24 protein-coding genes are annotated in these 23,565 nt (G+C 69.4%); 12 read left to right on the top strand and 12 right to left on the bottom strand.

Annotation, left to right across the window (positions count from 1 at the left end; translation table 11 throughout):
- The first annotated feature begins 20 nt into the window (after positions 1 to 20).
- Positions 21 to 452 (top strand): type II toxin-antitoxin system PemK/MazF family toxin, encoded by a 432-nt coding sequence (locus tag ACQPWU_RS25780; RefSeq protein WP_433444283.1) that lies wholly within the window; start codon positions 21 to 23, stop codon positions 450 to 452.
- A gap of 62 nt (positions 453 to 514) precedes the next feature.
- Here the strand turns inward: ACQPWU_RS25780 and ACQPWU_RS25775 are convergent, their stop codons facing one another.
- The 7 genes from ACQPWU_RS25775 to ACQPWU_RS25745 all read right to left on the bottom strand — a co-directional run bounded on the left by ACQPWU_RS25775 (position 515) and on the right by ACQPWU_RS25745 (position 8,247).
- Entirely contained in the window at positions 515 to 1,513 is a 999-nt protein-coding gene (locus ACQPWU_RS25775; RefSeq protein ID WP_433444282.1) for a LacI family DNA-binding transcriptional regulator, read from the bottom strand.
- A gap of 57 nt (positions 1,514 to 1,570) precedes the next feature.
- Positions 1,571 to 3,490: a primary-amine oxidase gene (locus tag ACQPWU_RS25770; protein ID WP_433444281.1), complete on the bottom strand. Its 1,920-nt coding sequence runs from the start codon at positions 3,488 to 3,490 to the stop codon at positions 1,571 to 1,573.
- The gene (locus tag ACQPWU_RS25765; protein WP_433444280.1) at positions 3,487 to 4,950 is read right to left on the bottom strand and encodes an APC family permease; all 1,464 of its coding nucleotides are present in this window, start codon (positions 4,948 to 4,950) and stop codon (positions 3,487 to 3,489) included. The genes ACQPWU_RS25770 and ACQPWU_RS25765 overlap by 4 nt, the downstream gene beginning before the upstream one ends.
- The gene (locus ACQPWU_RS25760) at positions 4,943 to 5,626 is read right to left on the bottom strand and encodes an ABC transporter ATP-binding protein (protein ID WP_433444279.1); all 684 of its coding nucleotides are present in this window, start codon (positions 5,624 to 5,626) and stop codon (positions 4,943 to 4,945) included. Before ACQPWU_RS25760 ends, ACQPWU_RS25765 begins: the two co-directional genes overlap by 8 nt.
- A 20-nt stretch (positions 5,627 to 5,646) precedes the next feature.
- Positions 5,647 to 6,189 (bottom strand): FtsX-like permease family protein, encoded by a 543-nt coding sequence (locus ACQPWU_RS25755; RefSeq protein WP_433444278.1) that lies wholly within the window; start codon positions 6,187 to 6,189, stop codon positions 5,647 to 5,649.
- Positions 6,186 to 7,151, bottom strand: a complete 966-nt coding sequence (locus ACQPWU_RS25750; RefSeq protein ID WP_433444277.1) for an FtsX-like permease family protein — start codon at positions 7,149 to 7,151, stop codon at positions 6,186 to 6,188. The genes ACQPWU_RS25755 and ACQPWU_RS25750 overlap by 4 nt, the downstream gene beginning before the upstream one ends.
- Before the next feature lie 208 nt (positions 7,152 to 7,359).
- A complete protein-coding gene (locus ACQPWU_RS25745; protein WP_433444276.1) occupies positions 7,360 to 8,247 on the bottom strand; it encodes a hypothetical protein in 888 nt (295 codons plus the stop codon).
- Between the two features lie 104 nt (positions 8,248 to 8,351).
- On the opposite strand from ACQPWU_RS25745, the gene ACQPWU_RS25740 reads away from it, so the two are divergent.
- The 5 genes from ACQPWU_RS25740 (at position 8,352) to ACQPWU_RS25720 (ending at position 13,745) form a co-directional block, all read left to right on the top strand.
- On the top strand, positions 8,352 to 9,590 hold the full coding sequence (locus ACQPWU_RS25740; RefSeq protein ID WP_433444275.1) for an NAD(P)/FAD-dependent oxidoreductase: 1,239 nt from the start codon (positions 8,352 to 8,354) through the stop codon (positions 9,588 to 9,590).
- Positions 9,591 to 9,671: 81 nt separating this feature from the next.
- Entirely contained in the window at positions 9,672 to 10,391 is a 720-nt protein-coding gene (locus ACQPWU_RS25735; protein ID WP_433444274.1) for a DUF3152 domain-containing protein, read from the top strand.
- A gap of 233 nt (positions 10,392 to 10,624) precedes the next feature.
- Positions 10,625 to 11,746 (top strand): MBL fold metallo-hydrolase, encoded by a 1,122-nt coding sequence (locus ACQPWU_RS25730; protein WP_433444273.1) that lies wholly within the window; start codon positions 10,625 to 10,627, stop codon positions 11,744 to 11,746.
- Between the two features lie 33 nt (positions 11,747 to 11,779).
- Entirely contained in the window at positions 11,780 to 12,706 is a 927-nt protein-coding gene (locus ACQPWU_RS25725; protein WP_433444272.1) for a pirin family protein, read from the top strand.
- A 382-nt stretch (positions 12,707 to 13,088) separates the two neighbouring features.
- A complete protein-coding gene (locus tag ACQPWU_RS25720) occupies positions 13,089 to 13,745 on the top strand; it encodes an alkylmercury lyase family protein (protein WP_433444271.1) in 657 nt (218 codons plus the stop codon).
- A gap of 47 nt (positions 13,746 to 13,792) precedes the next feature.
- Here the strand turns inward: ACQPWU_RS25720 and ACQPWU_RS25715 are convergent, their stop codons facing one another.
- Both ACQPWU_RS25715 and ACQPWU_RS25710 read right to left on the bottom strand, forming a co-directional pair.
- Positions 13,793 to 14,110: a hypothetical protein gene (locus ACQPWU_RS25715; RefSeq protein WP_433444270.1), complete on the bottom strand. Its 318-nt coding sequence runs from the start codon at positions 14,108 to 14,110 to the stop codon at positions 13,793 to 13,795.
- Positions 14,111 to 14,516: 406 nt separating this feature from the next.
- Positions 14,517 to 15,581 (bottom strand): IS110 family transposase, encoded by a 1,065-nt coding sequence (locus ACQPWU_RS25710; protein ID WP_433445288.1) that lies wholly within the window; start codon positions 15,579 to 15,581, stop codon positions 14,517 to 14,519.
- A 1,291-nt stretch (positions 15,582 to 16,872) separates the two neighbouring features.
- On the opposite strand from ACQPWU_RS25710, the gene ACQPWU_RS25705 reads away from it, so the two are divergent.
- The 5 genes from ACQPWU_RS25705 (at position 16,873) to ACQPWU_RS25685 (ending at position 20,190) form a co-directional block, all read left to right on the top strand.
- Positions 16,873 to 17,358 (top strand): DUF2690 domain-containing protein, encoded by a 486-nt coding sequence (locus ACQPWU_RS25705; RefSeq protein ID WP_433444269.1) that lies wholly within the window; start codon positions 16,873 to 16,875, stop codon positions 17,356 to 17,358.
- Between the two features lie 532 nt (positions 17,359 to 17,890).
- A complete protein-coding gene (locus ACQPWU_RS25700) occupies positions 17,891 to 18,391 on the top strand; it encodes a hypothetical protein (protein ID WP_433444268.1) in 501 nt (166 codons plus the stop codon).
- Positions 18,392 to 18,779: 388 nt separating this feature from the next.
- Complete coding sequence (locus tag ACQPWU_RS25695; protein ID WP_433444267.1) at positions 18,780 to 19,187, top strand: hypothetical protein; 408 nt, start codon at positions 18,780 to 18,782, stop codon at positions 19,185 to 19,187.
- Between the two features lie 322 nt (positions 19,188 to 19,509).
- On the top strand, positions 19,510 to 19,926 hold the full coding sequence (locus tag ACQPWU_RS25690) for a hypothetical protein (RefSeq protein ID WP_433444266.1): 417 nt from the start codon (positions 19,510 to 19,512) through the stop codon (positions 19,924 to 19,926).
- A gap of 126 nt (positions 19,927 to 20,052) precedes the next feature.
- On the top strand, positions 20,053 to 20,190 hold the full coding sequence (locus tag ACQPWU_RS25685) for a hypothetical protein (RefSeq protein WP_433444265.1): 138 nt from the start codon (positions 20,053 to 20,055) through the stop codon (positions 20,188 to 20,190).
- 374 nt (positions 20,191 to 20,564) lie between these two features.
- Here the strand turns inward: ACQPWU_RS25685 and ACQPWU_RS25680 are convergent, their stop codons facing one another.
- From ACQPWU_RS25680 to ACQPWU_RS25670, 3 genes are all read right to left on the bottom strand, one after another.
- A complete protein-coding gene (locus ACQPWU_RS25680) occupies positions 20,565 to 20,744 on the bottom strand; it encodes a hypothetical protein (RefSeq protein WP_433444264.1) in 180 nt (59 codons plus the stop codon).
- Positions 20,745 to 20,820: 76 nt separating this feature from the next.
- A complete protein-coding gene (locus ACQPWU_RS25675) occupies positions 20,821 to 21,888 on the bottom strand; it encodes a ThiF family adenylyltransferase (RefSeq protein WP_433444263.1) in 1,068 nt (355 codons plus the stop codon).
- Entirely contained in the window at positions 21,885 to 22,418 is a 534-nt protein-coding gene (locus ACQPWU_RS25670; protein ID WP_433444262.1) for a GNAT family N-acetyltransferase, read from the bottom strand. Before ACQPWU_RS25670 ends, ACQPWU_RS25675 begins: the two co-directional genes overlap by 4 nt.
- Before the next feature lie 87 nt (positions 22,419 to 22,505).
- Between ACQPWU_RS25670 and ACQPWU_RS25665 the strand changes: the two genes are divergently transcribed.
- Positions 22,506 to 23,120, top strand: a complete 615-nt coding sequence (locus tag ACQPWU_RS25665; RefSeq protein ID WP_433444261.1) for a TetR/AcrR family transcriptional regulator — start codon at positions 22,506 to 22,508, stop codon at positions 23,118 to 23,120.
- The last annotated feature ends 445 nt before the right edge of the window (positions 23,121 to 23,565 follow it).

Genomic DNA, 23,565 nt, shown 5'->3' with positions numbered 1-23,565 from the left:
CGTCCCCGTAGGCTCCCCCAATGCGCGATCTAGGTGAAGACCCCCGGCCCGCCCGGGGTGCGGTACGCGAGATCCACTCGCTCAACGGCTCCGTCACCCTGGCCTACTCCCCCGACCTCGACGGCCTGGCCGATCCCGGGGAGATCGTCTGGGCCTGGGTGCCGTACGAGGAGGATCCGGAACGCGGCAAGGACCGTCCCCTGCTGATCGTGGGCCGGACCGGGCGCAGGCTCCTGGGCATGATGTTGTCCAGCAAGGGCGACGACGGGCCCGACTGGCTGGAGCTCGGCGCCTGGGGGCGGGACGACCGGGTGTCGTACGTACGGCTGGACCGCGTCTTCGTGCTGGACGAGGACGACATCCGGCGTGAGGGCGCGGTGCTCGACGGGGACCGGTTCGCCAGGGTGGCGGCCCGGCTCATGAAGGCCCACGGCTGGGACGCCGGCCGCTAGCCTCCGCCCCTCCGCGTCTCGCCGGGGCCGCCGGTGTGCCGGCGGGCGGGCGACGGCGGTGGTCAGCGAGTGGAGGCGCGTTCCACCAGGTCGGGCTGGAAGATCACCTGGCGGTGCTCGTGGGCGGCGGACTCGTTGGCCTCCTCCAGGAGCATCAGCGCGGCGGTGTGGCCGAGTTGCTCGCGCGGCTGCCGTATGGAGGACAGCGGCACCGCGGCCGCGGCGGCGAAGTCGATGTCGTCGTAGCCGAGGATGGCCAGATCGCCCGGGACCCGCAGGCCGCGCTGGGTCATCTCCTGCAGCACCCCGATGGCGACCAGGTCGTTGGCGCAGAAGACCGCCGTGGGCCGTTCGGCGGGTGGCAGGGCGGCGATCTCCTGGCCGGCCGCGCGACCGGTGGCGACGGTGAGGTCGGGCAAGGGGATGACGGTGAGCTTCCCGGCCCGGCCGAGCACGGCGGCCAGGCCGTCGTGCCGCTCCCGCACCTGGCGTACGGTGAACGGCCCGCCGGCGAACGCGATGTGGCGATGCCCCCGCTCGAGCAGGTGCCGCCCGCCCATCCGCCCGCCGAGCATGTCGTCGACCGCGACGGCGCAGCCGTGGTGGTGCCGGGCGGAGCTGTCGAACCGCACCACCGGGATGCCGCGCGAGACGAGCCGGCTCAGCCGCTCCTCCTCGCCGAGGTCGTTGACCGGCGTGATCAGCACGCCCAGCGGGCGCTGCTCCTCGAACGTCTCCAGCAGCGCGGCCTCGCGATCCGCGTCCTTGTTACTGTTGAAGACCATCACGGTGAGCCCCGCGTGCTGGGCGGCCGTCTCGACACCGCGCAGCACGTCGATGAAGAACGGGTTGGCCAGGTCGAGCGCGACCACGCCGATGGTGCGGCTGCGCCCGGCCCGCAACTGCCGGGCCGAGCCGTTGCGGACATAACCGAGCCGCGCGATCGCCGCCCGCACCCGCAGCCGGGTGTCGGCGGCCACCATCTCGGGCCGGTTGAGCACGTTGCTCACGGTGCCCACGGAGACCCCGGCGAGCCGGGCGACCTCTTTGATGCTCGACATCGTTCCTCGTCGCAGGCGTGTTGTTTGATCATAACGCCTTCGACCAGGGGTTCGGCACTACGTGTGGCAGTGACCTCCCGAGGGACCCGCCAGGTCGATCGCGGGGTTGCGGTCGAAGAAGCCTACGGGCTTGAGCGTGAAGCCGGTGTACTCGACGGGCATCACCGGGAAGTCCTCGGGCCGGCAGAAGTGCGTGGTGCCGACGGTGTACCAGAGCACGATGTCGGCGTCCACGACCGGCCGTCCCGCGGCCGTCCACTCGGGCAGCCCCGCGCCGCCGGGGTGCTGGTTGGGGAAGTCGCCGGCCGCCCTGCGCTCGGCCGCGCCGAACGGCGTCACCCACAGATGCTTGGTCGCGAACGCCGCCCGCCGGCTGATCGCCGCCCCCTCGTCGGCGAGCAGCACGGGCCCGACGTGCGTGGGCATCAGCTTGTACGCGACCGGCTCCCCGACGGCGTTCAGCGACCCGTGGTTGACCACCTTCCAGTAGCGGCCCTTCTCGGGAGCGGCCATCCGCTGCGCCTCCGTCTCGGTCTTCAGCAGCGTCGCGGTCGCGGTGAAGGCGTTCCCGTACGGATTGCCGGGCCCGGGAGGGACGCGGGCGGCCTCGACCTCGTACACGGAGTTGAGCGGGCCGTCGAGGCACACGTCGAGCCGGAAGTTGAACAGGTGCTGGTGGTGCGGCCCGGCCAGCTCCGGCGTGACCAGGTTCGCGTACGGGGCACCGGTGCCGGGGACGACCGCCTGCGTCTGGATGATGCCGGTGAGCTTGACCTCGGCCTGGATGGTGCCGTCGAGGTAGAAGTACCAGAAGAAGCCGTACTCGTAGTTGCCGACGGTCGCGATGAACGACACGACCAGCCGCCGCGACCTCCTGACCTCGGAGCTGCCGGCCATCAGGTCGAAGTGCTTCCAGAGGATGCCGTCGTCCTCCTCGTGCACGCAGATCGCGTTGCGCAGGGTCTCGGGCACGCCGTCTTCGTTGACCATGACCGCATCGAGGTAGACGATCTCGCCGAGGCAGTCGCAGCCGAGCTCCAGCGCGTTGGCCATCTTCCCGAGCCCGACGTCACCGGCGTCGAAGGCGTTCTTCCACCAGTGGTTCATGCTGGTCGATCCGTACGGGACGATCATCTCGGACAGGCTCGCGCGGTAGACGACGGGGCGGACGCGCTCGCCCTCGACGTAGCAGATCTCGTGCAGCACGAGGCCCTCGATGGGGTGCATCGACGCCCGCAGCTGCCACGGCCCCCAGCGCAGCGCGCCGTCGTCCACGGTGAAGCCGGGCCCGTCGGGCTGGACGATCTGCAGCGGCGCCAGCTCGCGGACTCCTCCGTCGTAGCGGCTCGGCGCGCGCGGCACCGGGACGACCTCGCCGTCCTGCAGCTCGACGATCTCGCCCGTGTCGCGGTCGAGCAGCACGACGAGGTTCTCGATCGGGTGGGCGTAGGCGTTGTCGCCCGGCCCGTCGAGCACGTACGCGACGCAGCGGGCGAGCCTGCGCCCCTCGCCGTCCACGGGCAGCCCGAAGTTGCTCGCGGGCCACGGGTCGATCTGGACCATCGACATGTCGGTGACCCCGCGCCTGGCGCACGCGACCTGGAACCCAGGATCCCTGCGCACGGTCTCGGAGTTGGCCAGCCACTCCTCCAGCATGATCGGCGGCTGCGCGGCGGGGGCGTACTCGCAGGACACGAGCCCGCCGTCGGGCACGGAGACCGTGACCATACTGGTCCTGCCGAGATCCTTCTCGTATGTGACCACCGTGACCTCGCGCGGGAGCGGCGTGCCGTCCCAGCCGAGGACGGCCTCCTTGGGAGGCTCGGCGAGGGCGCAGTAGGCGATGCGCGCCCCCGAGCCCACCGCGCCGGACGCCAGCGCTGCCCGGCAGGCTGCCGCGGCCTCCTCCTCGGTGAGCGGTGCGAGCGGGTGGCGGACGGAGGTGCCGGCCGGGACGGAGCTGTCCGTCTGGGTCATTGCGGGTTTCCTTCCGTGGTGAGCGTCGCGAGGTGGGCGAGCCGCTGGTCCTCGGAGAGCCGGCCCGCCGAGCGGCGGCCGAAGAAGTAGACGAGCCCTGCGACAACGAGTGTCGCACCGCAAATCGCCGTGAGGTTGATCATCCACACGCCTGCTTCGATTTCGGTGCTGAACGGCAGCGTGAACGTGTAGTAGATGCCTACGGTGGTGCCGATGATCCCGATCCCGGACACGACGATCGCCACGATCCGGCCGCCCGGAATGCGCCAGAACGTCTCGCCGGCGTACCGGTCGGCGTGCTTGTACCGCGCGATGATCAGCGGGACGAGGAAGAAGTAGCTGGACGCGAGCCACAGCACGGTCAGCGCGCCCTGGATGCTGAGAAAGATCGTGGTGAGCGACTGCTGCGAGTAGAGGATGACCACCGCGACCGAGGAGATCGCGCCCTGGATGAGCAGCGCCGTGACCGGGTTCCTGGTGCGCGCGTTGAGGTGGGTGAACAGGCGCGGCAGGTGCTTCTCCAACCCGGAGACGAATACCAGCCGGGAGTACGCCGACTGGTAGACGGTGAAGGCGGTCAGGCTGATCAGCGCGATGCCGACGGCGGCGACCGACTGGAGCCAGCCCGCGCCGAGCCGGCCGAACACCTGGGCCACGCCGGTCACCGGGTCGATCTTGTCTGCCGGGGTGGACAGCAGGACGCCCGCGGTGGCCAGCAGGTAGCCCACGGCGAGCGCGGCCGAGCCTGCCCACACCATGCGCTTGGCGCTCGAGCCGCGCGTGAACTCCGCGCCCATGTTGAACGGCGTCTCCACGCCGACCAGGTAGAGCAGCACGACACCGAAGATCCACCCGTACGTGCCGAAGTCCGCCGTCACCAGGTGCTCGATCGGCACGGCTGGGCCGCCGTCGCCGAGCGCCACCGCGAGGCCCGCGGCGAACACGCCGGTGACGAGGAGGGCATAGAAGACGAACACGCCGTTGGCGAAGTTCTGTGCCAGGCGCAGCTTGCGCAGCGCGAAGGCGACGCAGCCCCACAGCAGCACGAGCTGGAGCACGATGTTGGCGGTCAGGCTGAGGTGCCAGCCGAAGGCGAGCGAAAGGTACGCGACAGCCGCGGCCGGGGTGAGCGTGCCTGAAAGAATCACCGGGATCCACGACAGGAAACCGCCGAGGAAGGCCCAGCGCTCGGACATCGTGTGGTACGCCCACACGTACACACCGCCCTGGGCCGGCCAGAGCCCGGACAGCTCGAGCACCGCGAGCGCCGCCGGGACAAGGAACACCGCGAACCCGATGATCCACATGGACATGGACGCCCAGCCGCCGCCCGCGATGATCGACGCGCCGGAGACGAAGAAGATGATGAAGACGTAGACGGCGACCAGGTCGAAGGTGCGCAGGACTTTCGGCAGCACCTGGTCGGGGACGATCTCGGTGAGCAGGCGGGATTCACTCATGGTTCCCCTCGGCGATGCGGCCGCCGGACATGCGCAGCACGCGGGTGGCGTGCCCGGCGACCATCGGGTCATGGGTGGAGGCGACGACGGTCACCCCCAGCCGGGAGCACAGGTCCTGGAGCAGCGCGATCACCGACTCCCCTGTGCGCTGGTCGAGGTTGGCGGTGGGCTCGTCGGCGAGCACCACCGTGGGCGAGCCGATCAGGGCCCGCGCGATCGCGGTCCGCTGCTGCTCGCCGCCCGACATGCGGCCGGGGCGGTGCTTCGCGCGGTGCCCGAGGCCCACGAGGTCGAGCAGGTCGAGGGCGCGACGCCGGACCGACGCCTGGTCGACCGGTTCGAACATGAGCGGCAGCTCGACGTTCTCCACCGCCGACAGGAATGGGATCAGGTTGTAGGACTGGAAGACGAAGCCGATCGTGGAGTGCCGCAGCGCCGCGAACTGGCTCTCGGTCAGCCCCGACGTCGGCTGCCCGGCTATGCGGATCTCCCCCTTCGTGGGCCGGTCCAGCCCGCCGAGCAGGTGCAGCAGCGTCGACTTGCCGCTGCCGCTCGGGCCCATGAGCGCGACGAACTCGCCCTCGGACGCGGTCAGGCTGACGTCCACGACCGCGCGGACCACCTCGTCGCCGACCTGGTACAGCTTCCAGGCGTTCTCCACCTGTACGGTCGCCATCTGTTGCCCCTCGTCGGCTCCTAGTCGGTGAGTGATGTGAGCGGCGGATGGCGGGCCGCTCGCCAGGCGGGCACTGCGCTGGCGGCGACCGCGGCCACCATCGAGACGGCCACCGCGACGAGCGCCGCGACCGTCGCGACCCCGGGCTGGAACGGCACGCCGGCCACCCCGCCGAGTGCCACGCCCGCGGTCGCCGCGACCCCGAGCAGCGCCCCCGCCGCGGCGCCCGCGGCCGCCGTCGCGACCGGCTCGGCGAGCAGCCCCCAGACGATCGCCCGGTACGGCACGCCGAAGGCGCTCAGGACGCCGATCTCCCTGGTCCGCTGCACCACGGACCGGGTGGCCGTGATGGCCACCTCGATGGCCCCGACCAGCAGCACGAGCACAGCGATGACGACCGAGGCCCGGCTCATGTCGCCGAACGCCTGCGCACGCAGCCCGGGCAGCAGCCCGATGACCAGCACGAGCAGGAACGCCCCGGTCGCGACGGTGGCGGCGGGCAGCGCCAGCGTCCGGCTCCTGCGGCGCACGGCCAGCAGCCCGTACGCCAACCCCCGTCTCACGCGTGCTCCACGAGCAAGGCGACCGGCCGCTGCTGGAGCAGCCGGTGGACGGGGACGAGCGCGGCCACGATGCCGAGCGCGGGCAGGTACATGGCCACCAGGCCCGCAGCCGTCAGCCAGGCCGAGAGCCCGAAGAACGCCGGCAGCAGCACGGCCACGACCGCGCCGCCGATCAGCGCTCCGAACAGGTACGCCGCGGCGAACACGAGCAGCGACTCGACCATGAAGAAGTACAGGACCTCGTCGGACAGGCCGACGCTCGACATGATGCCGAACTCGCGCCGCCGCTCCCGCACCGAGGCCATGAACCCGGTGACCGCGATCACGAACCCCAGGACGAGTCCGGCCTGCCCGATCAGCCCGAGCACGGAGGCTTCGACCTGCCCGCCGAGCAGCGCGGCGTACTTCTGCTCGAACCCGACGAACGACCCGCGCGTCCCCTCGTTCCGCGTCGTGTAGATCAGGCCGCCCTCCCCAGGGGTTGGGGCGATGGCCGGGTCGGAGACCACGCGCAGGCCGGTGGCGGCCGCGACCTCATCGGGGCTCGCGCCGGTGGTGAGCGTGGCCCACGCTGAGGCGCCGGCCCGGGTGACGTCGACGTTCCAATCGGCGGGAACCTGGAGCGTGGCCAGGCTCCCGGCGGGGACGAGCGCGCCGTTGGCGTAGTGCACGCCGCCATCCGGGACCACCCAGTATGGCGCGCCGCCCACGGCCCTGGTGACCGCGGCGACGCCCGCGTCCTGGTATCCGGCGGCGATCGTCCGTACCACCACGACGGCGGCGATCGCCAGCCCGATGCCTGCCGCGGACAGCAGCGCCCGCTCAGGTCTGCGCCGCAGGTTGGCCAGCGCGAACCTCAGCAGGCGGGAGAAGGTGGACCTCGCGGGGCCGGAGACGGGATCGAGGTGCTGGGAGGACGGTGGATCGTGGGGGATGACGGAATGGTCTGCGATGAATGTCACGGGTCGCGCCCCATCCGGTTGGTGCCGTGTGACCAAGGATGTGGTGGGCCGCGTTGCCCGCCGATGAGGACCAGAATAAATATTTGTTACGGACGTTTCCATCGGGTCACATCGGCACCCACAGCCGAGACCGGGTCCCAGGTGCGCGCGTTGATGAGCGTCCAGGTCGCGGCAGCGTAAACGCTCTTCAGGTCCACCGCCAGCCGGGTCACATCGGCACGATCAGGGCCTGCGGGTGGTCCGCGGGGAAGGCCCACACGTGCTTGCCGGCCGCGATCATCAGCGCGAGAGGCGTCTTCAGTCCCAGCCGGATCACGCGGGCCGCGACGCCTGCGGCCGGGGCGAGCGCGAACAGGTCACGTCCCCCGCCGGCCAGCACGCCGTTCGCGCAGACGAGGAACGGCACCGGCCCCGCGGGAGCACCCACGAACCGCCGGGGCTCGCCCGACCAGGCGGAGACGCGCAGCAGCCCGCCCGCCACGCTGATCCACAGGGAGCCCGCGCACACGACCATGCCGCCGCGCTCGAGCGAGCCCAGGTCCACCTCTTTGGGGCCGCCGCGCAGCAGGGTGTCGCGTTTCGACGTCCACCACAGGCGTTCGCCCTCGATCGCGCACAGGTCGAGGCCGGATAATGCCACCGGCTCGCCGAGGTGGCCCGGCTCGATGAGCCGGCGTGCCTGACCGGCGCCGACTGCCCAGATCTCCCCGCCACCCGCGAGAACGCGTCCCTCGAAGCGCGCGCTGGCGACGGGCAAGCCGCGCTGGTCGAGCCAGTACACCCGGTCGGCCGAGGTCCCCGCCAGGGAGCCCTGCGGCAGGGAGTCCACGGGCGGGGCCGCGGCGAACGTCCTGGGCACCACCACGGTCCCCGCCAACGCCCCAGGCATGCCCGCGGTGCCGGCCACCGTGCCCGGCACCGCCGCCAGAGAGCGTAACTCCGGCAGCTCGCCGCCCTCGTCCCCGGCGTCCAGCGGCATGCCGGACGTCGTGTAGGCCCGCACCCCGCCGGTGCTCGCGCACCAGACGGAGGTGCCGTCCGACGCGGCCGCCCGGACGGGACTCGGCAGCTCGATCCTCGTGACGGCGACGTCCATGCGCCGACCATAACCGCCTGGATCCCCCATGCCGGACACGGGTCCCCGGATGTGGAGGGATCCCGGCATCAACCGAGGTCAGCGAGGCTGAGATCATTGGACGCATGCGTGTTGTGGTGATCGGGAGCGGCATCGTCGGAGCGAGCGCGGCCTACTACCTGAGCCTGCGCGGCGCGGCGGTGACCGTGGTGGACGGCGGCTACCCCGGCGAGGCGACCCATGCGGGGGCGGGCATCGTGTGCCCGTGGGTGGACCACCCGGAGGACGACGACTGGTACCGGCTCACCCGCGAGGGCGCCCGCCATTACCCGGGGCTGGTGGAGGCGCTGGGCGAGGACATCGGGTACGCCACGGTGGGCGCCCTGCTGGTGGCCGAGGACCCGGTCGATCTGGAGCCGGTGCGCGCCCTGCTGCGCCGCCGCTACCCCGACGCGCCGGAGATGGGGGAGGTCACCGACGTGCCCACCCCGTCCGAGTTGTTCCCGCCCCTGTCCGACACGCTGAGCGCGCTGCTCGTGCCGGGCGCCGCCCGGGTGGACGGCTGCTCGGTGCGCGACGCGCTGCTGCGCGCCGCCGTCGCCCACGGCGCGGAGGTGCGTACGGGCGCCGCGACCCTCGGCCCGGACGGCGGGGTCTTCCTGCACGCCCTGGCCCGCGAGGCGTTCGTGGAGGGCGAGACCGTCCCACCCCCGTCGACTCTCCCTGAGGGCGCCCCCGGCGAATCCGCGGGCCAGGCCGGGTCGTGGCGGCAGGGCGCGCCGCTCGCGCCCGCCGCGCCGCAGGGCCCCACGTCCACGAGACCCCCGCGGTTCGCGGACGAGGGCGTGCGGCTCGAGGCCGACAGCGTGATCGTCGCCGCGGGCGCGTGGACGGGCCAGGTGTGCAGGCCTCTGGGCGTGAAGCTTCCGATCTTCCCCAGACGGGGGCAGATCCTGCACGTCACCATGGAAGGCGTCGACACCGCGTGGTGGCCGATGGTGCTGCCGAGAGTCGGCCCGTACCTGCTGGGCTTCCCCGACTCGCGCGTGGTCATCGGCGCGACCGTGGAGGACGTGGGGTTCGCGCCGCGCGTCACCCTGGGCGGGCTCGACGAGGTGATCAGGGCGGGACTGCGGGTGGCGCCCGGGCTGTTCGCGGCGACGGTGACGGAGGCCAGGGTCGGCCTGCGCCCCGTGTACGCTCCCGGCCGGGCTCTCATCGGCCGGGTGACCGGGCGCGTGGTGGTGGCGACGGGCCTGAGCGCGTACGGGCTGACGGCGGGCCCGTTCACCGGCGAGATCGCCGCCGCGCTCGCCCTCGGCGAGGAGCCGCCCATCGACATCACGCCCTATGCCCCCGCTTGAGCCGGGCCCTGCCCGAAAAGTGTGACAAGCAGGCACGTATCATCGGATTCCTCCCCACCGTGAACCTGTGGGGAGGCCGCGTTGCCGCTGCTCACACTGTTGATGCTGCTCCTGCTGGCGTCCGCCTGCGCCACCGCGCCGCCACCGCCTCCCCCGTCACGGCCATCGGTGCTCCCGCTGCCGCCCAAGCCTCCCCTCGCTCCCAGGAAGCGCCCCGCCAAGCGGCCGGCCAAGGAGGTGAAGGTCCCGTACGAGGCGTCGGGCGTCTACGCGATCGTGCCCGGCGGCGCGCCTGCCCGGCCCGGACGCGGGGAGGTGGTGCGGTACCTGGTCGAGGAGGAGCTCGGTCTGCCGTTCGACCCGGCCGAGTTCGCCGCTCAGGTGCACCGCACGCTCAACGACGTACGCGGCTGGGCGCGTTTCGAGCGCGTCGACCACGGCCCGGTACGGGTCCGCGTCGCGCTGTCGAGCCCCGGGCTCACCATCCGCCAGTGCAGTCCCCTCGACACGGGAGGCGAGCTGTCCTGCTGGAACGGCGAGCGCTCGGTCATCAACGCCCGGCGCTGGGCGAAGGGCGTCCCGCAGTACGGCGGCGACCTGACCGCGTACCGGAACTATCTGATCAGCCACGAGGTCGGCCACAGCCTGGGACACGAGCACCGCGCTTGCCCGGGACCCGGGCGCCTGGCCCCCGTCATGACCCAGCAGTCGAAGTCGCTGGACCGCTGCCGCCCGAACCCGTGGCCCTTCCCGAACCGCAGACCAGGCCAGAACGAAGAGGCTGAAGATCAGGGACCATGATGGAGCGGTTTCCGAAAGGGGCTGCCGTCGGGCGCGGGAGTGACGACCGGTAAGTTCTTCGGACCGGAACAGGTCGCCGCTCTGGTGACGTGGCTGGCATCCCCCGACGCCGGGAGAATCCCCGCGGAAGCAATCAGCGCGGCCTGAACTATCGCGATATATCGTATAGACGGGAACACAGGGGAATCCCGCTCGGTTGGGGCGGGATGAACAGACTTCCAGGGGAGTGAGCGATGGCAGGAATGCGGACGGCACGGCGGATCCTCGTAGGTGGCACGGCCCTGGCCGCGGCGGGCTGGGCGTTGCGCGAGGTCCCCGCCGAGCTGGGCGTACGGCCTCTGACGTCGGGGCCGGACCGGGTGGCGAGGATGCGGCGCTCGCCGCAGTTCAGAGACGGCACGTTCTTCAACCCGATGCCGGAGCCGACCAACCTGATGACCACCCCGCCCGTCGGCCTGCTCGGCGAGATGGCCAGGAACAAGGAGCAGCGCCGTCCCGGCGGCCCCGTCCCGCTGCGCGTCCCGCCGTCCGACCCGCCGCCCGCCGACGGCCTCCGTGCCGTCTGGTACGGCCACGCCTCCACGCTGGTGGAGATCGAGGGCAAGCGGGTGCTGTTCGACCCGGTGTGGAGCAAGCGGCCTTCCCCGTCGCAGCTCGTCGGCCCCAAGCGGCACCACCCGTTGCCCGTCGAGATCGGGGAGCTGCCCCAGATCGACGCGGTCGCGATCTCGCACGACCACTACGACCACCTCGACCTGGCGACCGTGCGCTCGCTGCTCAGGACGCAGAAGGCCCCGTTCCTGGTGCCGCTGGGCATCGGGGCTCACCTCGAGCGGTGGGGTGTGCCGGCGTACCGGATCATCGAGCTCGACTGGGAGGAGGAGGCCCAGGTGGCGGGGTTGCGCTTCGTCGCGACGGCGGCCCGGCACTTCTCCGGCCGGGCCTTGACTCGTAATGACACGTTGTGGGGCTCCTGGGTGGTGGCCGGGGCGAACAAGAAGGTCTTCTACGCGGGCGACTCCGGCTATTTCGAGGGCTATCGGGGGATCGGGTCGGAGCACGGGCCGTTCGACCTGACGCTGATGCCGATCGGCGCCTACAGCCCCGCCTGGCCGGACATCCACATGAACCCGGAGGAGGCCGTCAACGCCCACCTCGACCTGGGCGGTCAGCTGCTGCTTCCCGTCCACTGGGCGACGTTCACGCTGGCGCTGCACCCGTGGGCGGAGCCCGTCGAGCGGCTGTGGCGGGAGTCCAAGGCGCGCGACGTCCAGATCGTCGTACCGCGGCCCGGCGAGGCCGTCGACACCTCGGCCGCCCAGGTGGTGGAGGGCTGGTGGGAGACCCTCAGCTGAGCCGGGCCTCCCCCGCGGCCGTAGAGTCTTGGGGTGAGCAACCTGGAACGTGACCCGCAGGAGATCCGCTGCGGCGCCGAGGCGGGCCCAGAAGCGGGCGGCGGCGGCGAGGTGCTGGTGGGGCGCGCGGTGCCGCTCGGCGGGCCGCGCGCGATGACGGTGAGCAGGACGCTGCCGGGCGCGCACCGGCGCATGATCGGCGCGTGGTGCTTCGTCGACGCCTACGGGCCCGAGCCGGCGACGATGCGGGTGCCGCCGCACCCGCACACCGGCCTGCAGACCGTCAGCTGGCTGGTCGCGGGCGAGGTGCTGCACCGCGACAGCCTGGGCACCCTGCAGGAGATACGCCCCGGGCAGCTCAACCTCATGACCGCCGGTCGCGGCATCTCGCATTCGGAGGAGTCGCCGAAGACGGTGCTGCACGGGGTGCAGCTGTGGGTGGCGCTGCCCGGCGAGCACCGGGACACCGGGCCCGCGTTCGAACACCATGGGGTGCTGCCCGTGCTGGCGGGGCCCGGTTTCGAGGCGACCGTGATCATGGGGTCGCTCGGCGGCGTCGCCTCGCCCGCCACCGCGTTCAGTCCGCTGGTGGGTGCCGAGATCGCGGTGGACGGCGTGTGTGAGGTGCCGCTCTCGCCCGGGTTCGAGCACGGGGTGCTGCTGCTCGACGGTGCCGTGGAGCAGGTCTCACCCGGGGCGCTGACGTACCTGCCGCCGGGGCGGCCCGGGCTGCGGCTGTCGGGGCGCGGGCGGGTGCTGCTGATCGGCGGGGAGCCGTTCGGCGAGGAGATCGTCATGTGGTGGAACTTCGTGGGCCGCTCCCACGACGAGATCGCCGCGTTCAGGAAGGACTGGATGGAGGGCGAGGGGTTCGGCGCCGTCGAGGGCTTCGACGGAGCGCCGCTCCCCGCGCCCGTCCTGCCGGCCACCCGGCTGAAGCCGCGCGGGCGGGTGCGCTAGAGGGCCTGTACGGACTTCGGATCTTCCGCCGTGTTGCGCTCCTTTAGAGATCGGGATCATGACTGACCGGGCGGGTACGCGGGCGGCCGACGGGCAGGAGGACCTTGATGCGCTTCAGCACGGCACGAAACTGCGGGCTGTCTCCCGCCTGGCCCGGAATCAGCACGAACCGGAGTCAGCACGAAGGACAACGGACGGCATCGCCGCTCGGCAGACACATGCACCTTGCCGGTGAGGGGCCATGATCGTTCCGGACAGCGGCACTTGCGATGTGACTCGCTCGGGACCGGTGAGCGCGGGTAACCTACCTGCGCACGATTCGAGTCAAACGTCGAGCGCAAGAAGCAGAAGACATCCTTTGAATACGCCGGAATCGCGGAGAGTGCGCGATCTTGTCTATGAGACGTTCGCCTCGGAGGGGCGAGCGCCGTCAGTGGCCGAGCTGGCACGGAGGACGCAGAGCACTGTCGAAGCGGTCCAGGGGGCCTTGCGCGACCTGGCGGAGGCCCATGCTCTGGTCTTGACGCCTGATGGGGATGCGGTGCGGATGGCGCACCCGTTCGCGTCGGCACCGATGGCGTTCGTGGTGACACCGCTGGATGGGCATGACGACCGCCGCTGGTGGGGCGGATGTGCGTGGGATTCCTTCGGCATCAGCGCCGCCCTCCATCTGGACGTCCGTATTGACACGGCATGTCCGCAGTGCGGGGCCCCGATCAGCTTTCAGGCAGGCCCGGAGATTCCGCCGCCCGTGGGGCTCGCGGTCCGCTTTCCGCGGCCCGCTCAGGAATGGTGGGATGACGTGGTCGGCACCTGCACGATGATCCGCGCGTTCTGCGACCGCAGTCACGCTGAGCGGTGGACGACGGACAACGCGCCGGGCAGCGGCTATATCGCTGACGCGACGACCGTCTGGCGACTGGCCGGCCCGTGGTACGGCGATCGCCTGGACCCCGGGTTTCAACCGCACAGCCGCGAGCACAATCAGCGGCTCCTCGATGAATGCGGCCTCACAGACCCGTTCTGGCAGCTGCCGTAGGTGGCCGATGCGGGCACCGCGGCGCTGACCCAGCAGCCTTCCCACTGTCACCAAGATCCACTCAATGTGGGTTCTGGGCTCATGTGGTAACCCCCTACGTGCGCCTGGGCGAGGAGCCCTCCGCCCGCGCCACCGCCGAGTAGGCGGCCACGTATTCTGCCGCGTCCCGGCCGGGACCGGCGTAGGCCCCCAGGGAAGGGGGTGCTCGCCCGACCGCCTCTCCACCACGGCAGCAGCAGCGTCCACAGCAGGGTGGTGCCGTAGTCCTGGCCGGCCTGCCCGTAGATGGCGAACGCGCCGGCGTCGTTGTCGCCGGCCATGACGATCAGGCCAGGCCCGATGATCGCCAGCAGCGTCTTGAGCATGGCGGACAAGCTCAGGGGCCCAGTCGCGCCGTGCCGGATGGTGCCCAGCGCTCCGTGGATGTTGTGTCCGTCGTCCAGAACGGAACATCGGGAACGAGAGAAGGCGGCTATCGCATGCCGCAGGCAGATGAGGACACGCGAGCCATGGGCCGACTTCGACCCCACCTACTACATTCGGACACGTCCTCACCTCCGTCCGGCCGGGCACCACAAGCCTGCGGTGCTGCGTCCATGACGGGGCTCGCCTCGCGACAAGCGACGCACCCCGCGTCTCGTAAGAGCTTCGGCACTGCCCGGCGTATGCCCGCGCGACCGGCGGGAAGCCACCTGGCCTCACCCCTTAGGCCGGGGAGAGGTGTCCTGACCCTGGGCGTCTCTCGACGTCGTGGGGATGCTCCTATTGATGTCAAGCGGTGGGATAATGATCGTTTTTGGTGAGGATCTGGTAGAGCTCGCGGGCGATGTAGCGTTTGAGGCAGCGGATGATCTCTTTCTTGGACAGGCCGTCTTGGGTGCGTCGTTCCATGTAGTCGCGGGTGCGGGGGTCCCAGCGCAGGCGGACGAGGGCGATGCGCCAGAGGGCTGCGTTGGCTTGGCGGTCGCCGCCGCGGTTGAGGCGGTGCCGGTGGGTTTTGCCGGATGATGCGGGGATTGGGGCGACCCCGCAGAGCATGGCGAAGGCGGCTTCGGAGCCGAGCCGGTCGTGGTTTTCCCCGGCGGTGACCAGGAGTTGGCCGGCGGTGTCGGGTCCGAGGCCGTGGACGGCGAGTAGGGCGGGGTTGATGGCGGCCACGAGGGGGTGCAGGAGTTCGTCGAGGTCGTTGATCTCGGCGGTGAGCTGCTGGTGGCGGCGGGCCAGGGAACGCAGCGCGATCGTCGTCGCGGTGGCCGGGTCGTGGGCGTGGGCGTGGTCGGGGCGTAGGGCGGCGCAGGTCGTGATGAGTTTCTTGACGGGCAGGGCGCGGAGCTGGGCGCGCAGGTCGTCGGGGGCGGTGACGATCAGGGCCTTCATCTGGCGCTGTGCGTCGGCGCGCTGGTCGACGGCCGAGCGGCGGGCGATGCGCAGGCAGCGCAGGGCTTCTACGCGGCCGTCGCGCTGTTTGGGGGTGCCGGTGTGGTCTGCGGCGAGCGCCGCCTTGGCCGCCTGGATCGCGTCGATCGGGTCGGACTTGCCCTGGAAACGGCGGGTCTTGCGATCGGGCCGGTCGACTTCGGCCAGCTCCATCCCCTGCTCACGCAGGTAACGGGTCAGTCCGGCACCGTAGGCGCCGGTTCCCTCGACTCCGATGATTTTCACGGTGCCGAACGATTGCAGCCAGGTCAGCAGCGCGGCGTATCCGGCGGTGCCGGTGGGGAACTGCTCGCTGCCCAGGACCCGGCCGACCATGTCGATCACGGCTGCGGTGTGGGTGTCTTGATGGGTGTCGACGCCGCCGGCGACTTCGCTACTCGTCACGGCCTGGGGTGTAATGGAGGGCATCGTCGTCCTGTGCTCTTGACCGGTGGGCAGGGCGGCACGCACCAGCCGGGCAACGCGGACAAGACAGAGAAGGGGCCTCTGGCCAGGCTCCTATGAGGTCACAACGCCACGTCCAGTGAGTGCCGGCGAGCACCTCCCGCCCCAGGCCGACAGATCCCGTTGAAGACTCGAAGTCAGTCAGAGGCTGGGTCAGACCCTGGCGGGAGGTGCTCACCTACATCATCTCTGTCAGTGGCCTATATCCGAGACAGACGCCTCACCTAACGAGGTGCCTATAAACAGCGTGGGCCCCCACGAGCGGGGCAGCAATCACAGACCCCTGCCTGACCTGCTACGACACGAGACAGACGAATTTGGTCGTCTGTCTCCGAACGGCTTCCGGCGGAAGTTACTTCCGCCTTGCCTGCGGGCGCGGTGGGTGGTCTGGCGTAGGGCTTGCTGCAGTGGATAGAGGGGCGGCCGCGGGATGAGGGCTGGATCGGACGCGCGCACACCGGGCAGGCCGAGGCTTTGGGAGCGGTCACGGGGTGCCTTCTGTTCGTTCGAGATTGTTAGACGATCACGACGGGTTGCCAGTGCCGCCGGTAGATCCAGACGAGTCGCCACCAGGCCAGCAATCGGTAGCCGACCAGGCGAGCGAAGGAGGCTCGGTCGATGAACGCCCCACGAGACCAGGACCAAGACGACAGTGCCGAGCAGGGACGCCACCATCGGCCAGCCGTAGAAGTACCAGGCAGCACCGAGCGTTACCGCGATGATGGACGCGATGGGTGGCGCCAGATCGTACGGACAAGCCCGGCGAGCATGCGACAGGTCAGAATGACGATGGTGATGATGGCGGGAGTCTTGACGACGGCCGGGCGGAAGACGACTGCGTGCCGAGGTCGCCGGCCGTAGGTCCGGCAGGTGTGGGGATGTCGGCGAACCGGGACAGGAGCCGGTCGACCGCGGCCTGTCCGTCGCGGCTGCACACTTCTCCCATACGCCAACCAGACACAGAACGCCGACGCCGCTTCTGCTCGTTAGCCTCCCGAGTCGATGCTCAGCGGATGTTGAAAGCCCCCGTAGAAGAGCCCTGAACGATGTGCCGTGTCTTCGGCCTGTCCAAAAAGTTCCGCCAGTGTGCACTTCGACACAGACTCGCGAGCAAGACTGCCGCAAGAGTGGACCACGAAAGGACAGACGCCCAAACGACGGAACAACGGGCCGGGCGATGCACTCTGACAAGCAGGCCCGCCGTCACCTTATGAGTCACGGCACCACTACGTCGATCACCCGAAAGATGGCCGTCCTCGGCACGAGCGCCGCCCTGGCCAGTGGTCTCCTGGCCACCGGTCTGATGAACGGTACGGCCCACGCCGCCTCCCTCTCGGTCGCGAGAACCGCAGGGCCGGCGGGCGCTCACTCGTACGACGGAAAGGACCCCTACAGGAGCGGGTGCGCCAAGTCCAAGGTGAACACAGGGAAGAAGGCCTCGCTGAAGAACGAGGTCGGAGACCACCTCGGCACGATCCGGCTGTTCTACTCCCGCCACTGCGGCACCAACTGGGGCGAGGTGTCGGTTGCCACGAGCGCTTCCGGCACCATCACGGTCTACACCAGCGCCAAGAGCAGATCCTTCACCTACCGGCCCGGGAACGGCGGGCACCACTGGGGCAACATGATCTACGCCCCCAGCGGCGTCTGTGCCAAGGCCACGGGCACGGTGACGGCCGGTGCCGGCCGCGCCAACAAGGGCAGCGGCACCACAGCGAAGGCCTGCGACTAACCACGCGGGCGCTCCGCGTGGGCACGCGGGTCCCGGGGAGGCCGATGGCCCGGCTCTGCCTCATGCTGAGCCGGGCCATCGCCGGAGCCGGACCTCCATCTGCCCGTTAGCCAAACTGGTTTCGACGGTTTGGATCGGGATCTGCCCACCTTTCGAAATGTGGGCAGATCCCTCCTGCATCGACCGTGGGCGTGAGTGCACCTGGGCCTGATCCCAGGCCGCCGCTCCGCCCGCCGCCGCAGACGACCGGCGGCGGACCCGTAGCGGCCCAGTCTCCTGACAGACATCGATGACAGCCCAAGGGGACGTGCCCGGCCTTGGCGTCGATCTGGGGCGCTGATCTGCCGGTGCTTGTCGTCGTGCGTGACGAAGAATCTGGCGCGCCGGAGCATGTTTGGGCGGCCGCGGACGGGTAGACCCAAGGGTTTGCCCGACTGACGGGACCGCCGACAGAGCTCTGATACACGAGATCCACATCCGGGACGTCCTCGACTCGCTGGTCATCTCGGGTTCGATAACCGAGGAGGAGCAGATGTCCGCATTCGCTCGACATCCATTCAGGCGATTCGCCAACGCGACCGCAGCCACCCTGCTGTCCGCTGCCGTGATCGGCCTCACATCGACACCAGCCTCGGCACACAGCCTCTCTGAGGTCGTCCGCTCATCGAAGGGATGCGGATGGTCATCCGGGGCCTACACCACTCAGGATTCACGATCGGCCATCAATCGCAAGGGCACCAGGTACGGCAAGGTGTACCTGCTGTGGAGCAGCAGGTACGGGCAGAACTGCGTGGTGACACTCAAGTCGTCCTGGCACGGTACCGCCACGTTCACCCAAGCCGTGCTCTTCTACCGGAGCTCAGGAAGCGGCGCCGAGGGCGACGTGGAGGACAACGGACAATACCGCCACTACGCCGCGGTCGCGGAGCACACCTCCGGGCAGTGCGTCAGGTTCTACGGCGCGATCAGCAGCGGCGGACACGGCGGCCCCCTGGCCCAGGGCTCCCGCAATGCCTGGGGCAATTGCCGCTGAGGACGCCTGACGCGCCGCCACCGCCGTGCGGGCCGGGCGCGCCAATCCGCGAGCGGCCGGCCGAGCTGGCCAGGTACCGTCCGGTAAAGCTTTCACCCACGGTTTTCATTGTCCAACTGGTGTCTGGACATTGTTTGGGCGACGGCCCGGTGAATCTTTGCTGCTGCCGGTCCGGGAAATCCGGCAAAGTCGGATCCATTCCTCACCTCACCGCGAGCCTGACCGCCTGCCGCGATATTCGCGATCACGAAACTGGTGAAGCTCGCAGGCGATTGCCCGTGTCGGCGCCGCCCTCATTTCGGCGCCGCGAGGGGAAGGTGAAATCCGATTCGACCATGGGAAGCTCCCTTTTCGTCGATCGTTTCCCACGGAGAGAAAGGGCGAGAAATTGAGTTACAGGAAGCTGACACGGGCCGTGCTCGGCGGCGCACTGGCGCTGTTGCTCATCCCTGCTACGACCACCACGGCACAGACGACGACTGCCGCGACTCGGGCCACCATGTCCGAGGCGGCCTCCGCCTCCGCGGGTGTCGCCCAGGCGGTCGAGCGGGAGAGCATCAAATGCATACGGCCCAGCGGGAAGAGGACCAACTACTCCTGGGAGGACGGCAACACCTCCACGACGGTCTACTTCAACAATCACTGCACGCACCGGGTGTACGCCACGCTGCACTTCAAGGGCCCGTTGGGGACGGAGAAGAAGTGCCTCGCCACGAACGGCGGCACCAGCGGCAAGAAGAAATTCGGGAAAGGGGTCGCAGTGAATCTCGCGAAGATCACAAAGAACTGCTTCTGAACGGATTTGACTTCCCCCGGACAGGTCTCAGTAGAGTCGTTTGCGAGAACCGGCTAGGACGGTTTGCTGCGGTCCCGGATATCGGCGATCTGAGTTTGCTACCTCGTAGATCAAGCGACGGCCCGAAGGGGCCCGCTTCAAGCCCCCATCGATACGAACACGTCGTGAGCGGGTTGCCGTTCAATCGCACCTCCAGGTGCCCGTCCGGGGCCAATCCCTGCCGTCAGGCTGGGCGCAAGAACCGTCATAGCCGGGATAGCCCTGACAAATCGGCCTTACGTCGAAGCGGATCCGGGGCGTTCACCGAGACAGGAAGAGGATCATGAGGTACTCGAAATTCGTCCCCGCGGTGGCCGGAGTCGGCACCGCCTTCGCGATGCTGACTGTCCCGTCCGCCGCAACCGCCTCGGCGAAGCCCTCGTACGCCACGTCGTCCGTGGCGCGGCTCGCGGCCGGAGCCCAGGCGCTGGACGTGGACAGGAAGTCAGCTAGATGCACCTCACCGAAGGGCAAGAGGATCAATATCTCCTGGGGTCAAGGCAACGTCTCCACCACCGTGTACTTCAACAATCACTGCAACCAGAGGCGGTGGATCGAACTGAAGTTCGTGGAGCAGAACCACAACTTCTTCTGGAAGTGCTTCTCGGTCGACGCGAGGAGCAGCGGGAAGAAGAAGATCGGCCATTCCAACCCGGACAAGGTCGTCATCACCAAGGAGATGTCGAACTGCCCCATCTGATCCCCGCCCCGGGAGCACGCGGACACGGGAACGCCCGGTCGATCACATCACAGCCAACGGCGGAACGTCGACGCTCCAATGCACCCGCCACGTAGTACCGCAGAGAGAACCACCCAAAGGAGGCCAATGGACCCGGCAGGCTGGACAATCTCCGCCATCGGCATCTTGATCGCCATCGCCATCGCCGTCGGGATGGACCGGAAGAAGAACCAGAGCCCCGATGAGGAAAAGTCCCACGACGATCAACCACCCCGATCAGCCTGATCAACCAGACCTTGAGCCTGGGGGCCCACTGGGTGTGGAAGGATGGCGCGTCACTGCGATGGCTGTGTTCACGATGGACCCGCACGTGACCGGAGGATTCCGTCCGGGTCGTCGCTCGACCCGCACCACGACTCTCCATATCTGCGCAAAACGGACCTATCGGGCCGTTTTGAGATCGATGAAACGCCCGCCACCGCTGGTATTCACTGCCGCCCGCCCACTGAACCACCGATTTCGGATCACCTCTTTGCCTGGACTGCTTCAGGGTCGTGACCCGAGTGTCGCATCGCGGTCCGGCCGATCCTGAGCGGCGCCGGCGGTCAGCCGGGTGCATGGCGGTGAGCTTTCCGTCGCCTGGTCATCAACCCAGCAGCTCAGACGGTGGCGGGTCCGGGGATGTCAATGTCGTTCCCGCTGATCACCAGGATGTGATGACCTTCGTAGCAGGTCAACTCGACGGCAATGACGCCGATCTCGAGGTTGTGAACACCGATGACGTGGTTGGCAGGCAGCAGAAAGCGCTCTTCGCACTCGCCGCAGTAGGCCAGGAACATAATGCGCTTCCCTTGATAAGTGGTGCTGTCGGAGGGTCGGTGGCGCCCTAGCGCCTGATGTCCAACTCGTGGGCGGTCAGGTGATGGCTGCTGCCAGGTCCAGGTGGCCGTGGAAGGGTGATATTTGTTCGCCCAAGAGGAGGCGGCGGGCGACGTGGGCGATCTGGCCGGCGGCATAGCGGGCTTCACCAGCGAGCTGGGGGTATCCGGACAGGTCGGTTCCGATGAGGCCGACCGACTCTTGCGAGCGTACGGACAGGGCCGATAGGCCGCCCAGCCATTCGACCAGGGCGGTGAAGCGGTCGGCCGAGTGAGCGAGGTCGGGGGTGACTAATCCGTGGAACGGGGAAAGCTCGGGGTGGGTGGCGTAGGGCTCGACGCTGAGGAAGCCGCGCTCGTCGGCGGCGTAGACGACGTTCAGGCCGAGCCGGCGGGCGGCGGTGCGCGTGTCGTACTTGGTTGCGGCGCTGTCGCACTCCTCCACCAGAAGGTCGAGGCTGTGGAGGAAGTCCTCGACGTTGTCCTGGTTGATCTCCTCCTCCAGGAGGGTGACCTGGAGGTACGGGTCGATCGCGGCGATGCGGCGGGCGGCGATGCGTGTCTTGGGCCGGCCGATGTCGGCATGGCTGGCGCCGAGCCGGTTGAGGTTGGACAGCTCCAGGCGGTCGAAGTCGGCCAGCACGAGGTGTCCGCACAGATGTTCCTGGGCGATCACGATCGCCGCCTCCGCGCCGACCGAGAGGCCGAGCACGCCGACGCGTTTGGTGCGCAGGAGCTGTTGTTCGGTACGAGTGATCTTGTTGCGGTTCCGGTCGGTTACGACCCGGAGATATTCGTCGGGGGGAAGCAGGTGTGCGACCTGCGCCGTCCAGGGGAGCCAGGCCCAGCATCCGTACGCGGCCAGGTCGGCTGGTACGGCCGGTCGTGACCGTTCGCCCTCAGGTGGCCGCAGCGAGGCCAGTTCGTCGAGCTGGCGGTCGATGGTGTCCAGGAGCGTAATGCCATGTTGCCGGCACAGCGCGCTGAACCGGGGGTGCTCGCCGACGGCCAGTCGCACCAGGTACGGTCGCCAGTCGTGCTCGGGGGCGTGTCCGGGTGAAGCCAGGGTCTCGGCGAAGTGGTCGAGGCTGATGGTTGAGGTCATCGGGGACGCTCCGCAGCCGTGCTGTCGGCCGTGGAGACCGTAGCGCGCAGGTCCAGCTCGTAGACCTGGCCGATGAGGTCCATGCCGAAGCTGTGGTGCGCTTCCTCTTCTACCAGACGGAAACCGCGGGAACGATAGATGTGGCCGGCGGCGACGAGCGGATGGTTGGTCCAGAGCTTCATGCGTTCGTAGCGGGCTCGGCGGGCGAAGGCTATGCACTCGTCCACCAGCCTGGCGCCGAGCCGGTGGCCACGCGCCGTAGGGTCGACCAGCAGGATGCGCAGTTGCGCCGTCGTCTGATCGGCGGCGACGCAGAACACGCAGCCGACACGGCGGCCGTCGAGTTCGGCAATCCAGGCGGCCTCGCGAGCCACGTCGTGGTCGCTCGCGTAGTCGGCGACGATGCGCGCGACGAGCGCCTCGAAGTCGGCGTTCCACCCGAACTCGGCTGCGTAGATCTCGCCGTGGGCCATCACCACCCAGCCGAGATCACCTGGCCGACCCAGGCGGCGAATGGCCATCGTCTCCATCGACCGGTCTCCCATGACACCTCCATGTGGCGGGAAATTCTCATCCCTTGACCACTGAAACAGTCGTTTCAGTGCCAGAGTAGCCTCATGAGCCAGACAGCGCGACCCGCCTCGGCCCGCGAACAAGAACTCCTCGAACGGGCCTATCGCTATGCCCTGGACCAAGGGCTGTCGGGGCTGTCCCTGCGGCCGCTGGCGGCCGCCATCGGCTCCAGTCCCCGCGTCCTGCTGTTCCTCTTCGGGTCGAAAGACGGACTGATCAAAGCCCTGCTTGCCCGAGCGCGCGACGACGAGCTGGACTTCCTCGCCCGAACCCGAGCCAACGACCAAGGCGCCGGCAGCGACCTGGCCACCGCGGTACGCCTCACCTGGCAATGGTTGTCCGGAGAGCCGACGCGGCCGTTGCTGAAGCTCTGGGTTGAGGCGTACGCGCGCTCCTTGATCGAGCCGGACGGCCCCTGGGCGCACTTCGCCCGGCAGACGGTCGAGGACTGGCTCGCTCTGCTGACCGAGGTCCAGCCTCAGGATCCCAACGCGGCGACGGCCATGGCCGAACGCACCCTGGCCCTGGCCGTCCTGCGTGGCGCGCTGCTCGATCTCCTCGCCACCGGTGATTTCGAGCGCGTCACCGCCGCGATCGAGCGCTACCAACGCCTCGTCGCACCGCAACAGCAGCCGAGAGATCCGGGGCCGGCCTCATAGGTCCTCAACCACACGGAGCCGCGGTCGCCACCGAAGTTGAAGAGGAAAGGTACAGAACTCAGCAGGCGTCGAAGCTCCTCCTGACGGCAAAGAGGGATTTTCTTGCGGTCGATGTGGTCCTTGGTGATGCCGTCGGCGTGCAGCACTCCGGTGCGCGGCGCGATGCGGCCGACCGTCCAGGTCATTGCCTGCTGCGAGGCCCTCCGGGTGAAGCCGAGCTCAGCGGCTTCCTCGACGAGGGCGGAGACGCCCATATCGATGCCCGGCGACATGGCGGTGTCGACGACCCGCAGACGAACTTGTCGGTGCTTCGGGCGGGCGATGCGGTGACGGTGGCGGCGCGCTGGTGGCGGGCGCGACCGAGGAAGGCGTCGGCCTCGGCTTCGACGGCGGTCTGGATGATCAGGCGGGCGCCGAGCCCGGTACCGATCAAACCTCCGACCGC

The organism is Nonomuraea sp. CA-141351 (assembly GCF_050944675.1).
Taxonomy (GTDB): domain Bacteria; phylum Actinomycetota; class Actinomycetes; order Streptosporangiales; family Streptosporangiaceae; genus Nonomuraea.
The sequence above is the reverse complement of the archived record's forward strand: the minus strand, read 5'-3'. Positions and strand labels throughout refer to the sequence as shown.